Source organism: Propionibacterium sp. oral taxon 192 str. F0372 (assembly GCF_000413315.1).
In the GTDB taxonomy this organism is placed as follows: domain Bacteria; phylum Actinomycetota; class Actinomycetes; order Propionibacteriales; family Propionibacteriaceae; genus Brooklawnia.
Map to the genome: position 1 here is coordinate 58,721 of NZ_KE340298.1, position 19,160 is coordinate 77,880.

At 61.0% G+C, this 19,160-nt stretch carries 21 protein-coding genes; 4 read left to right on the forward strand and 17 right to left on the reverse strand.

All coding sequences use genetic code 11. The features are described from left to right. The 7 genes from HMPREF1531_RS11540 to rsmD form a co-directional block, all read right to left on the reverse strand. The gene (locus HMPREF1531_RS11540) at positions 1-552 is read right to left on the reverse strand and encodes a GtrA family protein (RefSeq protein WP_016670136.1); all 552 of its coding nucleotides are present in this window, start codon (positions 550-552) and stop codon (positions 1-3) included. After that, positions 542-1,402, reverse strand: a complete 861-nt coding sequence (gene mutM, locus HMPREF1531_RS11545) for a bifunctional DNA-formamidopyrimidine glycosylase/DNA-(apurinic or apyrimidinic site) lyase (protein ID WP_036899420.1) — start codon at positions 1,400-1,402, stop codon at positions 542-544. The genes HMPREF1531_RS11540 and mutM overlap by 11 nt, the downstream gene beginning before the upstream one ends. Then, a complete protein-coding gene (gene rnc, locus HMPREF1531_RS11550) occupies positions 1,395-2,150 on the reverse strand; it encodes a ribonuclease III (protein WP_016670138.1) in 756 nt (251 codons plus the stop codon). The genes mutM and rnc overlap by 8 nt, the downstream gene beginning before the upstream one ends. A 20-nt stretch (positions 2,151-2,170) precedes the next feature. Beyond that, on the reverse strand, positions 2,171-2,362 hold the full coding sequence (gene rpmF, locus HMPREF1531_RS13430) for a 50S ribosomal protein L32 (protein WP_016670139.1): 192 nt from the start codon (positions 2,360-2,362) through the stop codon (positions 2,171-2,173). A gap of 143 nt (positions 2,363-2,505) precedes the next feature. Beyond that, a complete protein-coding gene (locus HMPREF1531_RS11555) occupies positions 2,506-3,063 on the reverse strand; it encodes a YceD family protein (RefSeq protein WP_016670140.1) in 558 nt (185 codons plus the stop codon). Positions 3,064-3,092: 29 nt separating this feature from the next. After that, positions 3,093-3,569 (reverse strand): pantetheine-phosphate adenylyltransferase, encoded by a 477-nt coding sequence (gene coaD / locus HMPREF1531_RS11560; RefSeq protein WP_036899530.1) that lies wholly within the window; start codon positions 3,567-3,569, stop codon positions 3,093-3,095. A 17-nt stretch (positions 3,570-3,586) separates the two neighbouring features. Beyond that, positions 3,587-4,183: a 16S rRNA (guanine(966)-N(2))-methyltransferase RsmD gene (rsmD, locus tag HMPREF1531_RS11565; protein ID WP_016670142.1), complete on the reverse strand. Its 597-nt coding sequence runs from the start codon at positions 4,181-4,183 to the stop codon at positions 3,587-3,589. A gap of 113 nt (positions 4,184-4,296) precedes the next feature. On the opposite strand from rsmD, the gene HMPREF1531_RS11570 reads away from it, so the two are divergent. Together HMPREF1531_RS11570 and HMPREF1531_RS11575 are read left to right on the forward strand one after the other, a co-directional pair. After that, positions 4,297-4,719: a pyridoxamine 5'-phosphate oxidase family protein gene (locus HMPREF1531_RS11570; RefSeq protein ID WP_016670143.1), complete on the forward strand. Its 423-nt coding sequence runs from the start codon at positions 4,297-4,299 to the stop codon at positions 4,717-4,719. A 7-nt stretch (positions 4,720-4,726) separates the two neighbouring features. After that, on the forward strand, positions 4,727-5,893 hold the full coding sequence (locus HMPREF1531_RS11575) for a Gfo/Idh/MocA family protein (RefSeq protein WP_016670144.1): 1,167 nt from the start codon (positions 4,727-4,729) through the stop codon (positions 5,891-5,893). 9 nt (positions 5,894-5,902) lie between these two features. Here the strand turns inward: HMPREF1531_RS11575 and HMPREF1531_RS11580 are convergent, their stop codons facing one another. The 3 genes from HMPREF1531_RS11580 to HMPREF1531_RS11590 form a co-directional block, all read right to left on the reverse strand. After that, complete coding sequence (locus HMPREF1531_RS11580) at positions 5,903-8,047, reverse strand: ATP-dependent DNA helicase RecG (RefSeq protein ID WP_156860340.1); 2,145 nt, start codon at positions 8,045-8,047, stop codon at positions 5,903-5,905. A 185-nt stretch (positions 8,048-8,232) separates the two neighbouring features. After that, positions 8,233-8,418, reverse strand: a complete 186-nt coding sequence (gene rpmB, locus HMPREF1531_RS11585) for a 50S ribosomal protein L28 (RefSeq protein WP_036899423.1) — start codon at positions 8,416-8,418, stop codon at positions 8,233-8,235. A gap of 89 nt (positions 8,419-8,507) precedes the next feature. Next, entirely contained in the window at positions 8,508-10,190 is a 1,683-nt protein-coding gene (locus HMPREF1531_RS11590; protein ID WP_016670147.1) for a ribonuclease J, read from the reverse strand. An 82-nt stretch (positions 10,191-10,272) separates the two neighbouring features. Here HMPREF1531_RS11590 and HMPREF1531_RS11595 point away from each other — a divergent pair, with 82 nt between their 5' ends. After that, positions 10,273-10,797 (forward strand): GNAT family N-acetyltransferase, encoded by a 525-nt coding sequence (locus tag HMPREF1531_RS11595; RefSeq protein WP_016670148.1) that lies wholly within the window; start codon positions 10,273-10,275, stop codon positions 10,795-10,797. A gap of 72 nt (positions 10,798-10,869) precedes the next feature. Here the strand turns inward: HMPREF1531_RS11595 and dapB are convergent, their stop codons facing one another. The 5 genes from dapB to HMPREF1531_RS11620 all read right to left on the reverse strand — a co-directional run bounded on the left by dapB (position 10,870) and on the right by HMPREF1531_RS11620 (position 16,949). Further along, on the reverse strand, positions 10,870-11,604 hold the full coding sequence (gene dapB, locus HMPREF1531_RS11600) for a 4-hydroxy-tetrahydrodipicolinate reductase (protein ID WP_016670149.1): 735 nt from the start codon (positions 11,602-11,604) through the stop codon (positions 10,870-10,872). 283 nt (positions 11,605-11,887) lie between these two features. Further along, positions 11,888-12,931 carry a S66 family peptidase gene (locus HMPREF1531_RS11605; RefSeq protein ID WP_016670150.1) on the reverse strand — a complete coding sequence of 348 codons (1,044 nt, stop codon included), beginning with the start codon at positions 12,929-12,931 and terminating at the stop codon, positions 11,888-11,890. A 73-nt stretch (positions 12,932-13,004) separates the two neighbouring features. Beyond that, a complete protein-coding gene (locus HMPREF1531_RS11610; protein WP_016670151.1) occupies positions 13,005-15,221 on the reverse strand; it encodes a polyribonucleotide nucleotidyltransferase in 2,217 nt (738 codons plus the stop codon). A gap of 422 nt (positions 15,222-15,643) precedes the next feature. Next, on the reverse strand, positions 15,644-15,907 hold the full coding sequence (gene rpsO, locus HMPREF1531_RS11615) for a 30S ribosomal protein S15 (RefSeq protein WP_016670152.1): 264 nt from the start codon (positions 15,905-15,907) through the stop codon (positions 15,644-15,646). Positions 15,908-16,037: 130 nt separating this feature from the next. Beyond that, the gene (locus tag HMPREF1531_RS11620; protein ID WP_036899425.1) at positions 16,038-16,949 is read right to left on the reverse strand and encodes a bifunctional riboflavin kinase/FAD synthetase; all 912 of its coding nucleotides are present in this window, start codon (positions 16,947-16,949) and stop codon (positions 16,038-16,040) included. A gap of 221 nt (positions 16,950-17,170) precedes the next feature. On the opposite strand from HMPREF1531_RS11620, the gene HMPREF1531_RS11625 reads away from it, so the two are divergent. Further along, positions 17,171-17,764, forward strand: a complete 594-nt coding sequence (locus tag HMPREF1531_RS11625) for a MarC family protein (RefSeq protein ID WP_016670154.1) — start codon at positions 17,171-17,173, stop codon at positions 17,762-17,764. Between the two features lie 39 nt (positions 17,765-17,803). Here HMPREF1531_RS11625 and truB read toward each other — a convergent pair whose 3' ends face one another. Next, the gene (gene truB / locus HMPREF1531_RS11630; RefSeq protein ID WP_016670155.1) at positions 17,804-18,673 is read right to left on the reverse strand and encodes a tRNA pseudouridine(55) synthase TruB; all 870 of its coding nucleotides are present in this window, start codon (positions 18,671-18,673) and stop codon (positions 17,804-17,806) included. Next, positions 18,670-19,128, reverse strand: coding sequence for a 30S ribosome-binding factor RbfA (gene rbfA, locus HMPREF1531_RS11635; RefSeq protein ID WP_016670156.1), 459 nt, complete (start codon positions 19,126-19,128; stop codon positions 18,670-18,672). The genes truB and rbfA overlap by 4 nt, the downstream gene beginning before the upstream one ends. Between the last annotated feature and the right edge of the window lie 32 nt (positions 19,129-19,160).

The following is a 19,160-nucleotide window of genomic DNA, read 5'->3' on the forward strand; positions in this document are numbered from 1 at the left end:
TCAGGCCTTCTCGCCGGGTGATTCCCCGGCCTTCTTCCCAGTTACGGAACGGAAGGTCCATACCTTATTGACCACATAGTTAATCGGCATGGTCACCACAATGGTGATCAGCTGTGCCCAATAGGCCCGGGCACGAACCCCCTCATGGTTGTTGAACAGTGGAGAGGGCAGGTACAGCGGGGAGCCCGGATTGGTGAGCAGTAGCTTGATGACCGCACCGATGGCGGCCGCCACCGAGCCGACCACCAGGAAGGGCCAGAATTCGGCCCACCAGTTACGACGCACCGAACGCCGGAAGGTCCAGTACCGGTTCAATTCGAAATTCCATAGGTTGGCCACCAGGAAGGCAATGATCCACACCACAATGGTAAAACGCAGGGCATAGTCACCCCACAGGTTAACGACTACTCGGTTATCATTGGCCACTCCCCCATTGATCTGGGTCATGATGTAAGTGACCACGAGGTTCACCAGCACTCCGGAACCACCAACGATTCCGAAACGAAGAAACTCGGCGATCAGTTTTCGTTTTGACTGGAGTTCATCGGGCACGTGGCGCTCCTCTTGGGTTGGGCTGGCAATCGGGGCAGCGGAAGGACGAACGGTTCATGAACGGTTCCCGCACGATCGTCGATCCACACCGGTCGCACGGCTGGTCCTGACGTCCGTAGACCGACAGGCTGCGTCCGAAATAGCCAGAGGACCCATTCACGTTAACGTACAGAGAATCAAAGCTGGTGCCACCCTCGGCGAGGGCTTCACTCATCACAGTGCGGGCATGTCCCAGCAGTTCGGTGACTCGTTTGCGGGCAATGGAATCGGTGGGATGGGCGTGGTTGATCCGGGCACGCCATAGGGATTCATCAGCGTAGATGTTGCCTATTCCCGAGACGACGCGCTGATCGAGCAAGGCACGTTTGATCGTGGTGCGCTTGGCGGTAATCCGTCGGGCCACTGCCTCGGCATCAAAGTCCTCGTCAAAAGGGTCGCGGGCGATGTGGGCGATCTGCTGGGGCAGTTCTGCTCCTTGTTCACTGAGCTGCAAGCCACCAAACATACGTTGGTCGACGAACCGCACCTGGTCACCGACATCGTCGAAATCGATCAGCACGCGAGTGTGCGCCAGCAACTCAGCACCGGGATCATCGACACGGAATTGCCCGGACATTCCTAGGTGCACCAGCAGCGCATCATCATCGGTGAAGGACCACCACAAGTACTTGCCCCGGCGCCGAACTGCGGTGATCGTGCGACCCACAAGTTCCGCCGCAAATCCCTGTGCCCCGCCCGGATGGAAACGGACCAGGCGAGGATGTGCCACCTCGACGCGGGAGATCGTCCTACCCTCAAGATGTGGGGCAAGACCTCTGCGGATGATCTCGACCTCCGGAAGTTCAGGCATCCGTTGTTTCTGGGGAAGGCCGACTCGCCCTCTGCTCGGCATCCAATGCCTTGAAAGCCAATTCTGCAGCCTGTTGCTCAGCATGTTTCTTGTTGTGCCCACGGCACGGTCCGTAACGACGATCGGCGATGACCGCCCAAGCATCGAAGACCTTGCGATGGTCAGGCCCAGAATCGATGATCTCATAGTGGACCGAACCAAGCCCCATCGCCGCTGCTGTCTCCTGCAACGAGGTCTTCCAATCGAGCCCGGCCCCCAAGGTATCGGCATACATGACCAACGGATCGAACAGGTGGTGCACGTAGCGTTCCGCCTCAATGCGGCCACAGGACATGTAGATGGCCCCGATGAGGGCTTCCATCGTGTCTGCCAAGATCGAGTCCTTCTCCCAACCCTGGGTGGCGATCTCTCCTTTACCCAGCCGGATTAGCTGCCCGACGCCGAGTTCCCTGCCCACCTTGGCCAAGGAAACGGCCGACACGACATTGGCACGCAGTTTCGCGAGTTGACCCTCAGAATGACCGGGAAATGTGCGGTATAGGAAATCCGTGACGATCACCCCAAGCACCGCATCCCCGAGAAACTCGAGGCGCTCATTGTGCGGAATACCACCGTTCTCGTAGGCATAGGAACGGTGAGTCGTCGCCAACTCGAAAAGCTCGGCGTCCAAATGGATGCCGAGCTCATCGATCAACGTGTTGAATACCGGTTCACCGGCCGTGTCGTCCACGCGACCCCGGTCGCCCATGAACTTCTCCCGCGCGGGGCTCAGACGTCGAGAACCTGACGACGCTCGCCACGGGGACCATACTGGCCGCAGGCAGGGCAAGCGGTGTGAGGCAAGTGCTTAGCGCGACAGGCCGGATTCGCGCAAACGACGGTCTGCACCGCGGTTGCCTTCCACTGGGCGCGGCGGGAGCGGGTATTGCTACGAGACATCTTCCGCTTGGGAACAGCCACGATCGTTCTCCTTATTCCTGGACCCACCAGCGGTGGGGCAGCCCACGGATGGGCTGAAGCTTTCGATCCCTCGAGGGCATGACCCCGGGACGCACGCCTACCAACTTTACCTGCCGAGCATCGCCGAGGCAAAACGCGACGATTCAGTTGTCCGGGTCTCCACCAGCCAGATCAATTCCTTCGGCAAGCTTCGCCCAACGGGGATCAATTGCCTGCCCATGGTCGTGGTCCGGGTCATCGTTCAGGTCAGCACCACAGGACGGGCACAGTCCCAAACAGTCTTCCCGACACAGTGGGCTGAAGGGGAGATCGACGATGATGGCATCGCGCACCGGTCGGGTCAGATCGATATGGTCGTCGACGATGAGCAGATCCTCCTCGTCACCGGCCCCCCGTCCGGGGTGAAAGTAGAGTTCCTGGATATCGCTAACCACCCGGTCAGTGATATATGCCAGACACCGGGAGCACTGCCCCACCAACTCGGCGCTCACCGTACCCGAGGCCAGGATCCCCTCGGATACCGATTCCAGGCGGATCCTGAGATCGACCGGGGCCTCCTCTGGTACCCCCAGCACCGGACTTCCCAGACCCTCCGGGGCTGGCAGGCTCTCGGTAAGGGCAACCTGTTCACCCGACCCATGCAGCAATCTGTGGACGGAGACGACCCACGGGTCACGGAGGTCAAGATTCCTTGCGTTCACGCCATCCAGCCTAATCGGTGACGGAAGCCTCAGTTCTCGGCGATCTTCGCCAGCACCGCGGCATTGACCTTCGCAGTGACGAAGGCAGAGATATCGGCTCCGTTGTGGGCGACCTCGCGCAGCATCGAGGAAGAAATGGTCCCGTATTCGCGTCCCGCCGGAAGCAGAACCGTCTCGATACCCGACAGTTGTCGGTTGAGCTGGGACATCTGCAATTCGTAGTCGAAATCGGAACCGAAGCGCACTCCCTTCACGATGACCCGGGCATCGTGTTGTCGGCAGAAATCGACCAACAATCCTCGGATCGGCTCAACCCGCACGTTCTCGAGATTGGCGATGGCGTCGCGGGCCAGCTCGACGCGCTCGCCAAAGTCGAACAAGTAGTTCTTGGTGGTGTTGTGTCCCACCGCCACGACGACCTCGGAGAAGACCTCAGCGGCACGCGAGATGATGTCCAGATGTCCCCGGGTGATCGGGTCGAAGGAGCCCGGACACACGGCCCGCACGGGCATCATGGTTCTATTCACTGTTCCTCCTGATTTCTGGCCGGGCGTCCGAAGCAGCAGACAGTTTCACCGTAGCGGCGTTGCCAGGTGTCGGCGAATCCTCTGGGCCAGGTGATGGATTCATCGCGACACGAGCGCTCGACGATGATGATGCCGTCATCTGCCAACCACTTGGCAGCGACTTCGGCGATGATCCGGTTCACCTCCTGGGTCCCCATCACATAGGGGGGATCGGCCCACACGACATCGAAACTTGTCGCAGGCCCCGACAGGTAGGCGTTGACCGTAGAGGTGACCAGTTGTGCCCGGCCTGCGGTACTGGTCGCTGCGAGGTTCGCCCGGATCACCTCGGCAGCTCCCCGGTCCGATTCAACGAGGACCACTTGACGAGCGCCGCGCGACAACGCCTCGATGGCGATCGCACCGCTTCCGGCGAACAAGTCGAGTACCCGCAGACCGGCAAGTTGAGCATCTTGGGGGGCATCTAAATTACCGGTCCACGAGGTGAGGAAGGAGAAGATAGCCTCCCTCACTCGGTCGGTGGTGGGCCGGGTGCGATCCCCTGGTGGGACTCGCAGTGTCTGGCCTCGTGCCAATCCGGCAATAATCCTCACGCTCCTAGTTTATTGCTCGCGTCATCAGCTACACCACGGATTCCATCCGCTTCCATCCGCGTGGCGGACAGCAGGCAGGAGACAGAAGGCCTGGATTGCGGTTGAATGGACCCATGGCAGACAACAACGTCCCGATGAACGTCATCCCCGAAGACTCCTGCTGGGGCTACCTCGCATCCCAGGAGGTCGGTCGCCTCGGTGTGGTCTCCGAGGACCTTCCGGAGATCTTCCCGATTAACTACTATGTCGACGGTGAGTCCCTCATCTTTCGCTCTGCAGAGGGCTCGAAAATGGAGACCTTGGCCACCAACAACAACGTTGTCTTCGAGGTCGACAACTGGACCGACGAGGGCGGCTGGTCGATCATGATCAAGGGCACCGCCGAACGGATCACCGATGCCGATGAACTCGCCCGTGCGAAGAAGGCCCCGCTGCTCCCGTGGACCCCCACAGTGAAGGAAATCTTCGTGCGTATTCTCCCGACCACCCAGATCTCGGGTCGCACCTTCACCTTTGGCACCGCCCAACAAGACTGAAGTCCACATGGTGCGCATCGCGGTGGCCGGGCTGGGTGCCCAAGGGAGGCTGTATGCCCAGTTGATTACCGGACAGATCCCAGACCTTGAACTCGCCGCCCTATGCGCCACAAATCCGCGCTCCACCCGGGTGGAGTCACACCGGGAATTCGCCGCCACCCACGGAGTCCCACTGTTCACTAGTTTCACCGAGATGCTGGACAGCGGGACCGTGGACGCGGTGGTGATCACCACCCCCCATTGGTCCCATCCCGGTCTTGCCACCGATGCGATCACCAGGGGTATCCATGTGCTGCTGGAGAAACCTGCCGGGGTCACCTCTCAGTCGGTAGTGCGCCTGGCCGCGACAGCCGCCGCGCATCCACAGGCGAGCATCGCAATGATGTTCAACCAGCGCGCTAATCCCCTGTACCGAGATCTTCACGGGCTGATCAGTTCCGGTGCTCTAGGGCGGCTGCGGCACACGAACTGGATGATCACCCACTGGTGGCGCCCCGACGCCTACTACAACTCTTCGTCGTGGCGGGCTTCTTGGGCCGGGGAAGGCGGTGGAATACTCGTCAACCAAGCTCCCCACCAGCTCGATCTGTGGCAGTGGCTGTGCGGCAATGTTCAGCGTTGCTTCTCCCGGGCCCGCTTCGGCTTTCGACGTGACATTGAGGTCGAGGACGAGGTTAGCGCCTTGGTAGAGTTCCCCGATGGGGCCACCGGTACTCTGACCACCTGCACCAACGATCTGGTAGGCACCGACCGGTTGGAGCTTTTGTTCGATGAGGGCAAGGTCATCGTCGACGACTCGGCCGACGTTACCGTGTGGCGATACGTTGATGACGAACGCGCCATCGCCCGTAGTATTTCGCCCGCCGACGCGGCACTCGTGCCCTCGGGAGTCTTCGATCGTTCAAGCTTCCATTCGGCCACGACCACCCACTATGAATCCCCATGGGGTGTGCAGCACGCCCTAGCCCTGCAGAACTTTGCTGAGCACATCGCCGACGGCACCCCGTTATTCGCTGGACTCGCCGAGGGTCTGGCCCAAGTACGGTTGGCCAATGCCATGCACCTGTCGGCATGGACAGGCGCCGATATTGATCTCGTAAATTTCGATGACGATGCCTACGCGCAAGCTCTTGCCGAGAAGATCACTGCCGCAGGAAACCACTCACATCGTTGAGTGGACCGATCAGCCTCGTTCCATCCACTCCGCGTCGGCCATACGCAGCGTCCGGGTGACCATGTCATCGCACCAGGCACGCACATCGGGGTCGGTGTCATCGACGATCCGTTCCGCAATCTGTCTCGCCATCGCGATGAGATTGGCGTCGTCAGTAACCCTCAGCAATCTGAGCGTGGAGCGGCCTCCGGCTTGGGAGGAACCCAGGACATCGCCTTCGCGGCGTTGGGCCAGGTCGAGTTCGGCGAGGGCAAAACCATCCCGGGTAGCGGCTACCGCAGAGAGTCGTCCGGCCGCAACCGAACCAGGTTCCACGGCCGTGACCAGCAAGCACACCCCGGGGTACTGACCCCGGCCGATACGTCCCCGCAGCTGGTGAAGTTGAGAAATGCCGAATCTGTCGGCATCCATGATGACCATCATCGTGGCATTCGGAACATCCACCCCCACCTCAATGACGGTGGTGGACACCAGGACATCGAGATACCCGGCCACGAAAGCGGCCATCGTCGCATCCTTCTCCTCGACTGGCAGCCGACCGTGCAGCAGCCCGGTACGCAGCCCTCGTAGCGGGCCCTGGGACAACCGGGTGTGCAGTTCCACCACCGAAGCCAGCCCAGCACCGTCGTCATCCGCGTCGATCCGCGGAGCAACGATGAAAACCTGGTGGCCAGCGGCAACCTCCTCACGGATCCGTTGCCAGGCCCGCTCCAGCCAGCCCGGGTGAGTGCCGGTGTGTACAACACTGGTCTGCACCTCCTGGCGTCCCGCCGGGAGCTGGTCGAGAATGGAGACCTCAAGATCGCCGAAGACCGTCATGGCGATAGACCGCGGGATGGGGGTGGCCGTCAGCACCAACTGGTGCGGGGCCAGGGTGTGGCGGTCGGTGAGGATGGCTCGCTGCTCAACCCCGAAGCGGTGTTGTTCGTCGACAACAACCAACCCCAGCGATGCGAAATGCACCGTACTCCCCAGCACGGCATGGGTTCCCACGATGATTCCTGCCTCGCCGCTGGCCACTTTGGCCAGCCGTTCCCGGCGCTGGGTAGCGGTCATCGAGCCGGTGAGCAGCACGACCTCGGTCGCACTTTCCGGTGCGCCAAGTACTCTTCCCTGCCCCAGATCGCCAAGCATTTCGATAATCGAGGAGTGGTGCTGGGTGGCCAGAACTTCCGTGGGAGCCAACAGCACCGCTTGGTGCCCAGAATCGACCGCAGTGAGCATCGCACGCAGGGCCACAATCGTTTTCCCAGAGCCAACCTCCCCCTGCAGCAGCCGCTGCATGGGGGTCTCACATCTCAAGTCGGCATTAATCTCGGCCCCAACTCGTTGCTGGGAATCGGTGAGTTGGTAGGGAAGGCGCGTGTCAAAGGCTGCGAGTAGGCCGTCGGCGCGACTCGCCAGCACTGGGGCGACACGGGTGATCGCTTCGCGCCGCCGACGGGCCATGGTGACCTGAAGAGCCAAGACCTCGTCGAGTTTGAGACGCTCCATCCCCAGGTCAGGATCCCGCGCGTCGACGGGGCGATGGATTTGTTGGTAAGCGGTGGACAGTTCCGGAAGTTCCAGTTCCAAACGCAGAGCTTCGGGCATCGGATCGGGCATCCCAGCCAGGCCATCAAGAACGAAATTGGCGTACTCTCCCACCGACCAGGTAGGAATTCGCGAGGTCGCCGGGTAGATGCCGACTAACCCGGAGCGGTTCACATGGGTGACCATAGAGGCCTTCTTCTCATCTGCCGCCCCGACGATATTCCCGTCGCCGTCCAGCATGACGAAATTCGGGTGGGTCATCTGGAGTTGGCCGTTGAACTCCCCTACCTTGCCAACAAAGATGCCCTTGACTCCCATGGACAATTGCCTGGCCCAGTAATCGGCCAGGTGCGCCCGACGTGCGAAGAAGGTGACATTCAGCCTGCCGTTCCCGTCAGTGAGCAGCACCTCAAGCCGCTTGGAATGCCCGTCACGGTTGGTGCGGATTTCCTGGCGAGCAACCCGGGCCACGACTGCGACGTCCTCCCCGGGCACTACCTCAGCTAGATTCGTCGTCTGGGTGCCCAAGAAATAGCGTCTGGGTTGAAAGGTCATCAGATCGCCGACGGTGTGCAGCCTCAGGGAGCCAAGCGCCTTAGCCGTCTGAGCACCCAGAACCATCCCCAGTGGCTGGGCCAGGGCTTGAAATGCGGGTGTACGCCATGGGCTCGGTTGGGCGCTGGCCTGCTTCTTCCCATTGCGCTGTGCGGTCACGATTCCACCCTATCGTCGAGCACCGGCGTCTAAACCACAAACGTCCGCCACCACAAGGGTGACGGACGTCACTGTTCCAAGTCTGTGCGAGTTCAGCGCTCGACGCGACCAGCCTTGAGACAGCCGGTGCACACGTTCAGGCGTTTGTGAGCGCCATTGACGACCGCACGCACACGCTGGATGTTCGGATCCCAGCGGCGGTTGGTCTTCTTCTTCGACCAAGGGACATTGTGTCCGAAACCGGGACCCTTACCGCAAACGTCACACACGGCAGCCATCGAGCACTCCTGTTTGTCATGTACAGTCAAGGGGTTGAGCCTCCTTTCAGAGGCAACCTGTGAATAGTAGCCAGAAACCGCGGGCCGACTCAAATCGTGACGACAACCGGAATGATCATCGGGCGCGAACGGTAGGTGCGCGACACCCACCTGCCCACAACCCTGCGGATCACCTGCTGCAGTTTCTGGGAGTCGGTGTTCCCCTCCGCGAGAGACTCGATCAACGCCTTGCGAACATCTTCGGTGACCGAGTCGAAGACATTCGGATCCTCCAGGAAACCGCGAGCGTCGAGGGTAGGACCTGAGATGATGGCCTTGTCCGAGAGCCGCACGGCGGCAACGATCGAGATAAACCCTTCCTCGCCCAGGATCCGGCGATCGGATAGGGAGGTCTCGGTGACATCACCGACCGTCGAACCGTCGACGAAGATGTAGGGCATTTCAACCTGACCCACCCGTTGGGCCACTCCGTCGTGCAGGTCTACAACTGCCCCGTCACGGGCAACGATGACCCGCTCGGCAGGGATTCCGGTGGCCTCAGCGAGTTTCCCGTTGGCCACCAAGTGACGGATCTCACCGTGGATAGGCATCGCATTGCGCGGCTGAACCACGTTGTAGGTGTACAGCAGTTCCCCGGCCGACGCGTGTCCGGACACATGTACGAAGGCATTGCCTTTGTGCACCACGTTGACCCCGAGGCCAACCAGCCCGTTGATCACTCCGAACACGGAGTTCTCATTGCCAGGTATAAGGGAGGAAGCGAGCAGCACCGTGTCGCCGTCTCCGACCTGGATGGCAGGGTGCTCCTGGCGGGCGATACGAGCCAGTGCGGACAATGGTTCCCCCTGAGACCCGGTGGAGATGATCACCACCCGATCGTCGGGGTACTTGTCGATGTCTTCTAACTTGATGAGGATACCCGGGGGTACACCAAGGAAACCCAGTTGGTGAGCAATACCCATGTTCTTGACCATGGATCGTCCGATGTAGGCGACCTTGCGGTCATAAGCATCGGCCAAGTCCATGATCTGCTGCACGCGATGCACGTGGGATGCGAAACAGGCCACCACGAGTTTCTTCCCTGCAGTGGCGAAGACTCTCTCTAGAGCTGGTTCGATGTTCTTTTCCGGGGCGGTGAACCCGGGCACCTCTGCATTGGTGGAATCGGCCATCAGCAGGTCAACGCCCTCCAAGGAGAACCGTGCAAAACCCCGCAAATCGGTGATCCGCCGGTCCAACGGGAGTTGGTCCATCTTGTAGTCGCCAGTGTGCAGTACGGTGCCGCCCGCGGTACGCATTCCGATCGCCAGGGCATCAGGAATCGAGTGGTTGACGGCAAAGAACTCGAGCTCGAACTCGTCGAGTGAGATCCGGTCCCCCTCGGTGACGGTGTGCAGCATCGCATCCCGAGCCAAGCGGTGTTCCTTGAGCTTCCCTTCGACAAAAGCCAGAGTGAGCCGCGAGCCGTAGACTGGGATGTCGCAGCGGCACCGTAGTAGATAGGGCACCGCCCCGATGTGGTCCTCATGCCCATGGGTCAAGGCCAGGGCGACGATGTCGTCGAGGCGCTCGGACAGGAAATCGAGACCGGGAAGAATGAGGTCCACCCCGGGCTGGGCCTCCTCGGGGAACAACACACCACAGTCTACGAGCAGGATCTTGCCGTTGATCTCGAAGGCGGTCATGTTGCGACCGACGTCTCCGAGGCCACCGAGAGGAACGATTCTCAAAGTGTCGCGCGCCAGCTTCGGCGGAGTCTGCAGCTCAGTCATATCGTTTCGAAGTCTAAACCTTCCGCACCCACTGAAGCGGCATCACGAAGGTACAACCCAGGATTGAACCTAGGATTGGGTCATGCATCCAGCCTCCGTGAGACTTCCCCTGCCTGCTGAAGCTGCCGTCATCACCCGGGTGCAGCGCGCCGCTTGGGCAGTACGCCCCGCGATGGCGGAGATGCTCACCGAGGTGGATCCCGAGGAGATGACCATCGCTTGGACCGCAGCCATCCTGAGTCCACCCCTGGCGACCTACCGGCTGCTGGTCGCTACCGATACCAACGGCCAGATTGTCGGTTTCACCGCTGTAGGGCCCTGTGAAGATGAGGACGCGGAACCTACCACGGGCGCGATCACCGAGTTCTGTGTGCTCCCCGATCACTGGGGAGCGGGCCACGAAGATCGGCTGATGCACGCCGCCGTCGATACCCTGCGCGCCGATGGTTTCGAACGCGCGACATGGTGGGTGATCAGTAACGACGACATCACTCGGACTCTGCTCAATGAATCCGGTTGGGAACCCGACGGGGCTCACCAGGAGATTGGCGATGAGACCGGTAAACACCGGGTCAAGATGGTGCGCCTGCACACGGTCATCGACTGACCACCGCAGTAGTAACTCCAACAAGCTCCGGTCGCGGCGACGCACAGCTCCAGGTGCACCGGGTGATCCCACTCAGATGCCTAGGATCTCTTCGATACCCAAGGTCAATCCCGGACGTTCCATGACAGCACGTATACCGGCGAGGATGCCAGGCATGTAGGCCGAACGCTGGAAGCCATCATCACGGATGGTGAGCATTTCACCAGGATTACCCAGCACCACCTCTTGGTGGGCGAACAGTCCAGTGAGCCGCACCGAATGGACGTGCACGCCAGCTACGTCAGCACCGCGAGCGCCGTCGGTCTCGTGAGTGGTGGCATCCGGCATCACCGGGCATCCTGCCTGGCTGCGAGCCTCGGCCATCATCCGTGCGGTATTCGCCGCTGTCCCGGAGGGAGCATCAGCCTTACCGGGATGGTGCAGTTCGATGATCTCCGCAGACTCAAAGAAAGGGGCAGCCTTGGCCGCAAAAGCCATCATCAACACGGCGGCGATCGAAAAGTTTGAGGCGATCAGTGCATTCACCCCGGGATGAGCCACCAACCAGGACCGCACAGTGGCGATCCGCTCCTCACTCATTCCAGTGGTGCCCACCACGACATGCATGCCGTGCGACAGGCACCAAGATATGTTGTCCATCACAACATCGGGGTGGGTGAAATCGATGGCTACATCAGCGCCAAGCGCCGCCTCCCGGTCATCGCCCGCATCAAGGGCCGCAACGAGTTCCATGTCCGCTGCCGCGTCGATGGCCAAGCAGATCTCCTGTCCCATGCGTCCCTTGGCGCCGAATACCGCAATCTTCATCTGCTTCCCCTTCCGTTGCACCTAAGCCTAATTTCCGATCTGGCCCAACTCGAGTCCACGACCTCACCTACAGCCAAGGGGCATTGGCCGGTTCGAGGTCCCTGATGTCAGTGGCTTAAATATTGCACCAATCCCCATCCCAATCGGCTGGGTCATCACGATCGCGAGCCTCAAGGCAGCATCCCTTGGTCTGACCAGCTACACAACACGCTGCACGTCCTCGGGGACACAACTGCCCGACCGAGGAGAGCCACCCGGCATCCACAGATGCCTCCCTGTGAACTCATGAGTAGTCAGCAACAAGACACCGACGCTCCCCATCCACGGTCATCATTCCTCCATGAGGAATGATCCACTGTGGACGGGTGTGCCCAAAAGGAACACCCGCCACAACCACTGCCTGTGGGTTGTAGCGCTCGACCATGGTGAAGGCCATCTCATATTGCTCGTCGCGATGAGCCTTGCGCTGCTGATCCGATGGTCTGCACACGAAGTTCGAAGCAGGTGGGCGAGCGATGATCACGGCACCGACTGCGGCAATCAGTCCACGTTCTCCGAGTGCCCGCAGCATGAAGCCGAATTCACGTGCTGAGATCAACTCCTCGGAAGCCTCCAAAAGCAAAATCCCTCCCTCCATCACCGCTACATCCGCAGGGAACCTGCCTGCGGCGAGAATCCATTGCAATACTTCAATGCATCCTCCCCAGGTACGACCGCTGACCGAACGGGCAGGTCCAGCCCAGACCCATGGCTCGGTTGCCTCCCGCTTGCCGAAACTGGTCAAGGCACGTGGGTCGGTCCAGTCGAAACCGAAGTCCTCCGACTCCCCGGGGTCGGTGATCTCCAAAGGCTCCGAGCCCAGCAGTGCAGCCCGTAGGGATCTCGCATGAATCTGGTCGACATCGGGACCCGGACCGAGATGCACCTGGGTGGATCCGCCATAGAACCCCGGAATGCCGTTGGTCCACAACCAGTTCAGCAGATTGGTATTGTCGCTGTAGCCAAGCACCGGCTTGGGATCATTGCGGGCCAGCCGGACATCCAGGTGGGGAACGACGGTGATCTGGTCTTCCCCGCCGATGGTCGCGATGACGGCTCGGATCCCAGGATCAGCAAAAGCCGCATTGAGGTCATCAGCCCGGTCCTTCGCCGAAGCTCCCAGCTTCCGGGTCGTGGGGTATTCCACTGGAATGAGTCCGGTCACGGCTTCAAGACGGCTGAGCGCCTGCTCGTGAACCTCCGGTCCAATGGCGGGGGCCGCGAGTGACGGGGAAAGAACCGCAATCCGGTCACCCGAGGTGGCCTTAGGGACGGACATGAACTCCATGCATCAAGTCAACCACAGTCCTCACAACGTGAGGGGCCCCAGCCAGCGACCGGAGCCCCTCATCAGGCGACCATTACTCGGACTTGGCGTCCGTGGAATTCTCACCTTCAATGACCGGAACCAGCGACAGCTTGCCGCGATCGTCGATGTCGGAGATCTCCACCTGCATCTTCTGGCCGACCGAGACGATGTCCTCGACAGACTCGACCCGATGGCCACCGTTCAGCTGGCGCATCTTCGAGATGTGCAGCAAACCGTCCTTTCCGGGCAACAGGGAGACGAAGGCGCCAAAGGTCGTCAGCTTCACCACGGTGCCAAGGTACCGCTCGCCCTTCTCCGGCGTGGTCGGGTTCGCGATGGCATTGATCATGGTACGGGCCGATTCGGCGGACTCCCCGTTGGCGGCACCGATGTAAATAGTCCCGTCATCCTCGATGGAAATGTTGGCACCGGTGTCATCCTGGATCTGATTAATTACCTTGCCCTTGGGGCCGATCACCTCGCCGATCTTGTCGACCGGAATGTGCACGGTGATGATCCGCGGCGCGAATTCACTCATCTCATCGGGAGTGTCGATGGCCTCGTTCATCACGGCCAGGATGGTATGCCGGGCATCGCGGGCCTGGAGCAGGGCACTGGCCAGTACATCGGCAGGGATGCCGTTGAGCTTGGTGTCGAGTTGCAGGGCGGTGACGAAATCCTTGGTACCAGCCACCTTGAAGTCCATGTCACCTAGGGCGTCTTCGGCACCCAAGATATCGGTCAGGGCGAGGTAACGAGTCTGTCCGTCGATTTCTTCACTCATCAGGCCCATTGCGATACCGGCGACGGGAGCCTTCAGTGGTACACCGGCATTCATCATGGCCAACGACGAAGCACAGACCGAACCCATTGAGGTGGATCCGTTGGAGCCGATTGCCTCAGAGACCTCACGGATGGCGTAGGGGAATTCGTCGCGGGACGGTAGCACCGGCACCAGGGCACGCTCGGCAAGTCGACCGTGACCGACTTCACGGCGCTTTGGCGAACCGACCCGGCCGGTCTCACCGGTGGAATAAGGCGGCATGTTGTAGTTGTGCATGTACCGCTTGTTGGTCACCGGTGACAGGGTGTCTAGCTTCTGCTCCATATCGAGCATGTTCAAGGTGGTAATGCCCATCACCTGAGTTTCACCGCGCTGGAACAAGGCCGAACCGTGCACCCGCGGGATGATACCGACCTGGGCTGACAGCGGACGGATGTCCTTGGGACCGCGCCCGTCGATGCGCAGACCATCGGTGAGCACCCTACGGCGGACGATCTTCTTGGTGAGGGCCTTGAAGGCAGCCGACACCTCGAGTTCACGCTCGGCGAATTCAGGTCGGGTGATGAGTTCCTCGGTGATGCGCTGACGCAGCGCATGGGTGGCGTCGTCACGCTCCTGCTTGCCGACGATGGTCATCGCCTCGGCGAGTTCGGTGGCAGCCAGCTCGGTGACGGCCTCCAGCATGTCCTCCTCGTATTCCTTGAATACTGGGAAGTCGTAAGTTTCCTTGTTAACCTGGGCGGCCAACTCGAGCTGAGCGTCGCACAGTACCCTGATGAAAGGCTTGGCGGCCTCCAGACCACCCGCAACGATCTCTTCAGTGGGGGCCGTGCGTCCCGAAGCCACCAGATTCCAAGTGGATTCAGTGGACTCGGCCTCGACCATCATGATCGCCACATCACCGTCGGCGAGCACCCGCCCTGCGACCACCATGGAGAAGGTGGCGCGGGAATCCTGATCATGGGTTGGGAAGCACACCCACTGGTTGTCGATGAGGGCAACCCGAACCCCACCGATCGGCCCGGAGAAGGGCAGACCGGCGATCTGGGTGGACATCGATGCGGCATTGATGGCTACGACGTCGTACATGACCGCAGGGTTGAGAGCCAGTATGGTCACGACGACCTGGACCTCGTTGCGCAGGCCCTTAACGAAAGAGGGGCGTAGCGGGCGGTCGATCAGCCGACAGGCCAAGATGGCCTCCTCCGAGGGACGTCCCTCGCGACGGAAGAAAGAGCCGGGGATACGCCCGGCGGCGTACATCTTTTCCTCGACGTCAACGGTTAGCGGGAAGAAGTCGATCGACTCGCGTGGGGTCTTCTGCGCGGTAGTCGCCGACAGCAGCATGGTGTCGCCGTCCAAGTAGACGGCTGCGGCGCCATCGGCCTGCTGAGCCAACACACCAGTCTCGAAGCGCATAACATGTCGGCCAAATTTGCCGTTGTCGATGATGGCTTCAGAATATTTGAGGTTCTCACCCTCCATGGAATTGTCCTTTCTCGCCGGTCACCCGGCTCGGCTGGCCGGTCTCCCGGCACATGGTGCCCTCGGATCCCGCGGAAGTGACCCGATTTGCACCTCTCGAGGGGCACGGTGCCTGCCTCGAGGGAGTCAGGCCCGACAGGTTGCCGGACCGTGGCGGCACGCACCCGACGTCCAGCGCCGGTCTTCGATCGAGGCCAGCGGGGTATCGTCCTGCGATGACCCGCTTGCCACTACCGAGGACCAACCTGTCGTTCGGGAGCACGTCGGCGACGCATCCGCACCGGTGGCGGCGAGGATAAAGTCACCCGCGGCCAATCATGCCCGTTGAACCCGGTGTTTGCACGTCGCAGCGCCGGGTGCGGCAACCGGACACGCGAAAAAGGAGCCGCCCGTGGACGACTCCCTCTCGGCTGAAAACTGGTTCAACGACGCAAGCCGAGGCGTGCGATCAGCTCACGATAATGGTTGATGTCCTCCTTGGCCACATAGTTGAGCAGCCGACGACGCTGCCCGACCATCAGCATCAGACCACGACGGGAATGGTGATCACCCTTATGCTGCTTGAGGTGCTCGGTCAGGTGCGAGATGCGCTTCGACAGCAGCGCGATCTGTACGTCGGGCGAGCCGGTGTCACCAGGATGAGTGGCGTATTCCTCAATGATCTTCTTCTTGGTCTCTGCATCCATTGGGTCAACCTTTCTCTCGCTGCGCGGCGCCTCCGTGCTGGTTGCGGTGGAGGCTCTTGGACATCCGCGGCCGATCTGACGGCAACTAGGAAAACTAGCACGAGCAGCGGATAACTGACGAATCGCCGGTTCAACCGATCCGCAACATCTCGCGGGTCCCGGCAACATCGTCGCTCATCTGGGCGATCAACGCTTCGATGGAGTCGAAGCGCACCATGCCGCGCAGCCGTGCGACGAAGTCGACGGTGATTTCTACCCCGTACAGGTCGAGATCGGTGCGATCCAGCACATACGATTCGATGCGTCGTTCCATCCCGTCAAAGGTCGGATTAATGCCGACGGATATCGCAGCAGGCATCGGATTGCCGGGATCGTCCACCCTAGTCAACCAACCTGCGTAGACACCATCAGCCGGGACAGCCATGTCATCGACGGCCACCAGATTCGCCGTGGGAAAACCGAGATCGCGACCACGCTGGTCGCCCATGACAACCACTCCCCTGGCTCGGAACCAACGCCCGAGCAGTTCAGCTGCCTGCTCGACGTCTCCTTCTACAAGGTAATGGCGGACCAGAGTCGAGGAGATGTCGGCATTCCCACAGCGATGCAGGTCGATGATCTCCACCTGGAAACGTTCTTCCCCCAGCCGGGCCAGGGTCCCGGCGGTGCCCGAGGCTCCGGCGCCGAAGGTGAAATTCCTGCCCACCATGACCAGCTTCGGGGCCAGCGGTACGAGAACCGCGTTCACGAAACGTTCCGGGGCCCAAGTCATCAGATCCGAGGTGAACTGTACGACCCTCACCTGATCGGCTCCGGCAACCTTGAGCGCCTCGATCCGGTCAGCCAGCGACATGAGCAACTGCGGGGCACGGTCAGGTAGGATTACCTTCATCGGGTGCGGCCAGAACGTCACAACGATCAGTTGCGGTGCGGTGAGGGGGCTGATCTCGGCGGCGCGGTCGCGGGCCCTAGCAAGAAGATCCTGATGCCCACGATGGACACCGTCGAAATTCCCGATGATCACTACACTGTCCCTGCTCAACCCATCACTCCTGCACACGCTCACGATTCTGGCCCGATCAGCCTAACCGGAGGCTCTCGACAACCGGAACGAATGTTGCCACCCAAGGACAGGCAAGCAATAAAAGCCGTGCAATGAGCGATAAACCGGGGCAAGGAAGAGCAGTAACACACAAAATTCACGGCCACAACAATTCTTTCCAGAAAATTGTGCACCGTAGGCGGTGAATCTATGCTGGCCTCGTGGAACTCGTCATCTCGTCGGCCGTCATCTTCACGATGGTCATGGACCCCTTGGGCAATGTGCCCCTCTTCCTGACTGCCCTGCGTAACACCGCCGAGGACCGCAAGAAGAGGGTTTTGGTCCGCGAATTGCTTATCGCCTTGGTACTCATGCTGCTGTTCTTGGTGGGTGGCCGGGGTTTCATGCGTCTGTTCCACGTCGAGGCACCCTCGTTGACGGTGGCCGGCGGCGTGGTGCTGCTGCTCATCGCCCTGCGGATGATCTTCCCCACCCCAGAACGCAGTCTCCGGGAGCGGATCGACGACGAGCCATTTATCGTACCCTTGGCGGTACCCTACGTGGCCGGTCCCTCCCTACTGGCCATGGAGGTGGTCCTCGTCTCTGGGAACCCTGGGGCTATCGGCCAATACCTGATCGCTCTATTACTGTCATGGGCGGTCTCAGCGGTGGTGTTGTTCTTCTCTGCATCGCTGCACAAGGTCATCGGCGAGAAAGCACTCACCGCAGTGGAACGCCTGATGGGTCTGGTGCTGGTGATCATCTCCATCCAGATGATGCTCAGCGGAGTGGCAGAATATTTCTCGCTGCGCTGAACCCGGCCCACGAAGCCACCATCGGGCATCATCGCGTCCTCAGCCGACCAGGACACTCACCGCTTTGGAGGTCCCGTTGTCGGGCCGGTACAGTCCCAACAACTCACCGTCAGCGGACAGGACGCCAGTCGGATCAGCCACCACCTCGAAACTCAGGCGCCGCCCGTGCCGAACATGATCGGCATCGACATCATTCACCACGCACACCGGGAATGACGCCCTGGCCACCTGGTCCATGGTCATCGGTGTCGTGGTGGCCTCAATCGCATCCAACGCGATGGCCTCATCAACTGGGTACCCCCCGATACGAGTGCGACGCAGACTAGTGAGATGCCCCCCAACCCCCAATTGCTCTCCCAGATCACGGGCGAGGGCTCGCACATAGGTTCCCGAGGAGCATTCCACCTCGACATCGAGATCGAGGAAACCAGCATCGGTTCGCGAAGAGGTCACCTCGAATCGTGACACCATGACCGGGCGCGGCGGTAGTTGCACCTGCTCCCCGGCCCGCACCAAGGCATGGGCCCGTTTTCCGTTCACCTTTATCGCTGACACCGAACTGGGCCGTTGCTCGATCGCGCCCCGCAGCCCGGCCATCACTTGTTCGACAGCATCGTGATCCAGCCCATCGGCGACACGTGTCTCAAGGATCTCCCCCTCGGCATCGTCGGTGGTGGTCGTGGCACCGAGCCTGATCGTCGCTGTATAGGCCTTGTCATATAGAGCCAAGTACCCCAGCAGCCTGGTGGCCCGACCGATGCCCACGATTAGCACTCCGGTCGCCATCGGGTCCAGAGTTCCAGCGTGACCAACCTTCCGAGTCCCAAAAATCTTGCGAATCCGCCCCACCACTTGATGAGAGGTCACTCCTTGGGGCTTGTCGACGACCAGCACTCCCACCGGAGTCACTTCTGGTCGTCCTCGTCATCGCGACGGTAGGGATCCGCATCCCCCGCATAACTGGCACCTTGGCGACGGACCGCAAGTTCTGCATCGGCCGCCTGCACTTGAGCCAGCAGGTCTTCCATCGCCCGGCCAGTTTCCTCCGAAGCATCAAGCACGAAGCTCAACGCCGGGGTAAAACGCAGCCCAAGCTGCTGACCGATGGCGCTTCGCAGCATTCCCCTCGCCGATTCAAGGGCCGCCGCCGTATTGGTCACGTGCCCGGGTGCATCGGTCTCCCGACCGTCCAGGGAACGCCCCAAGTCGGTGTAGAAGACGGTGGCCTCCCGACCGTCGCCGGTCAGTCGCACGCCGGTGATGGTGACGAAGCCCAGACGCGGGTCTTTGATCCGTCGTTCCAACATCCGGGCGATAATCTTAGCGATCTGTTCCTCGGTACGTGCGATGCGTGGATTGGTCATTGTTCCTCCCGGAAACGACGGTGGGCGGGGTC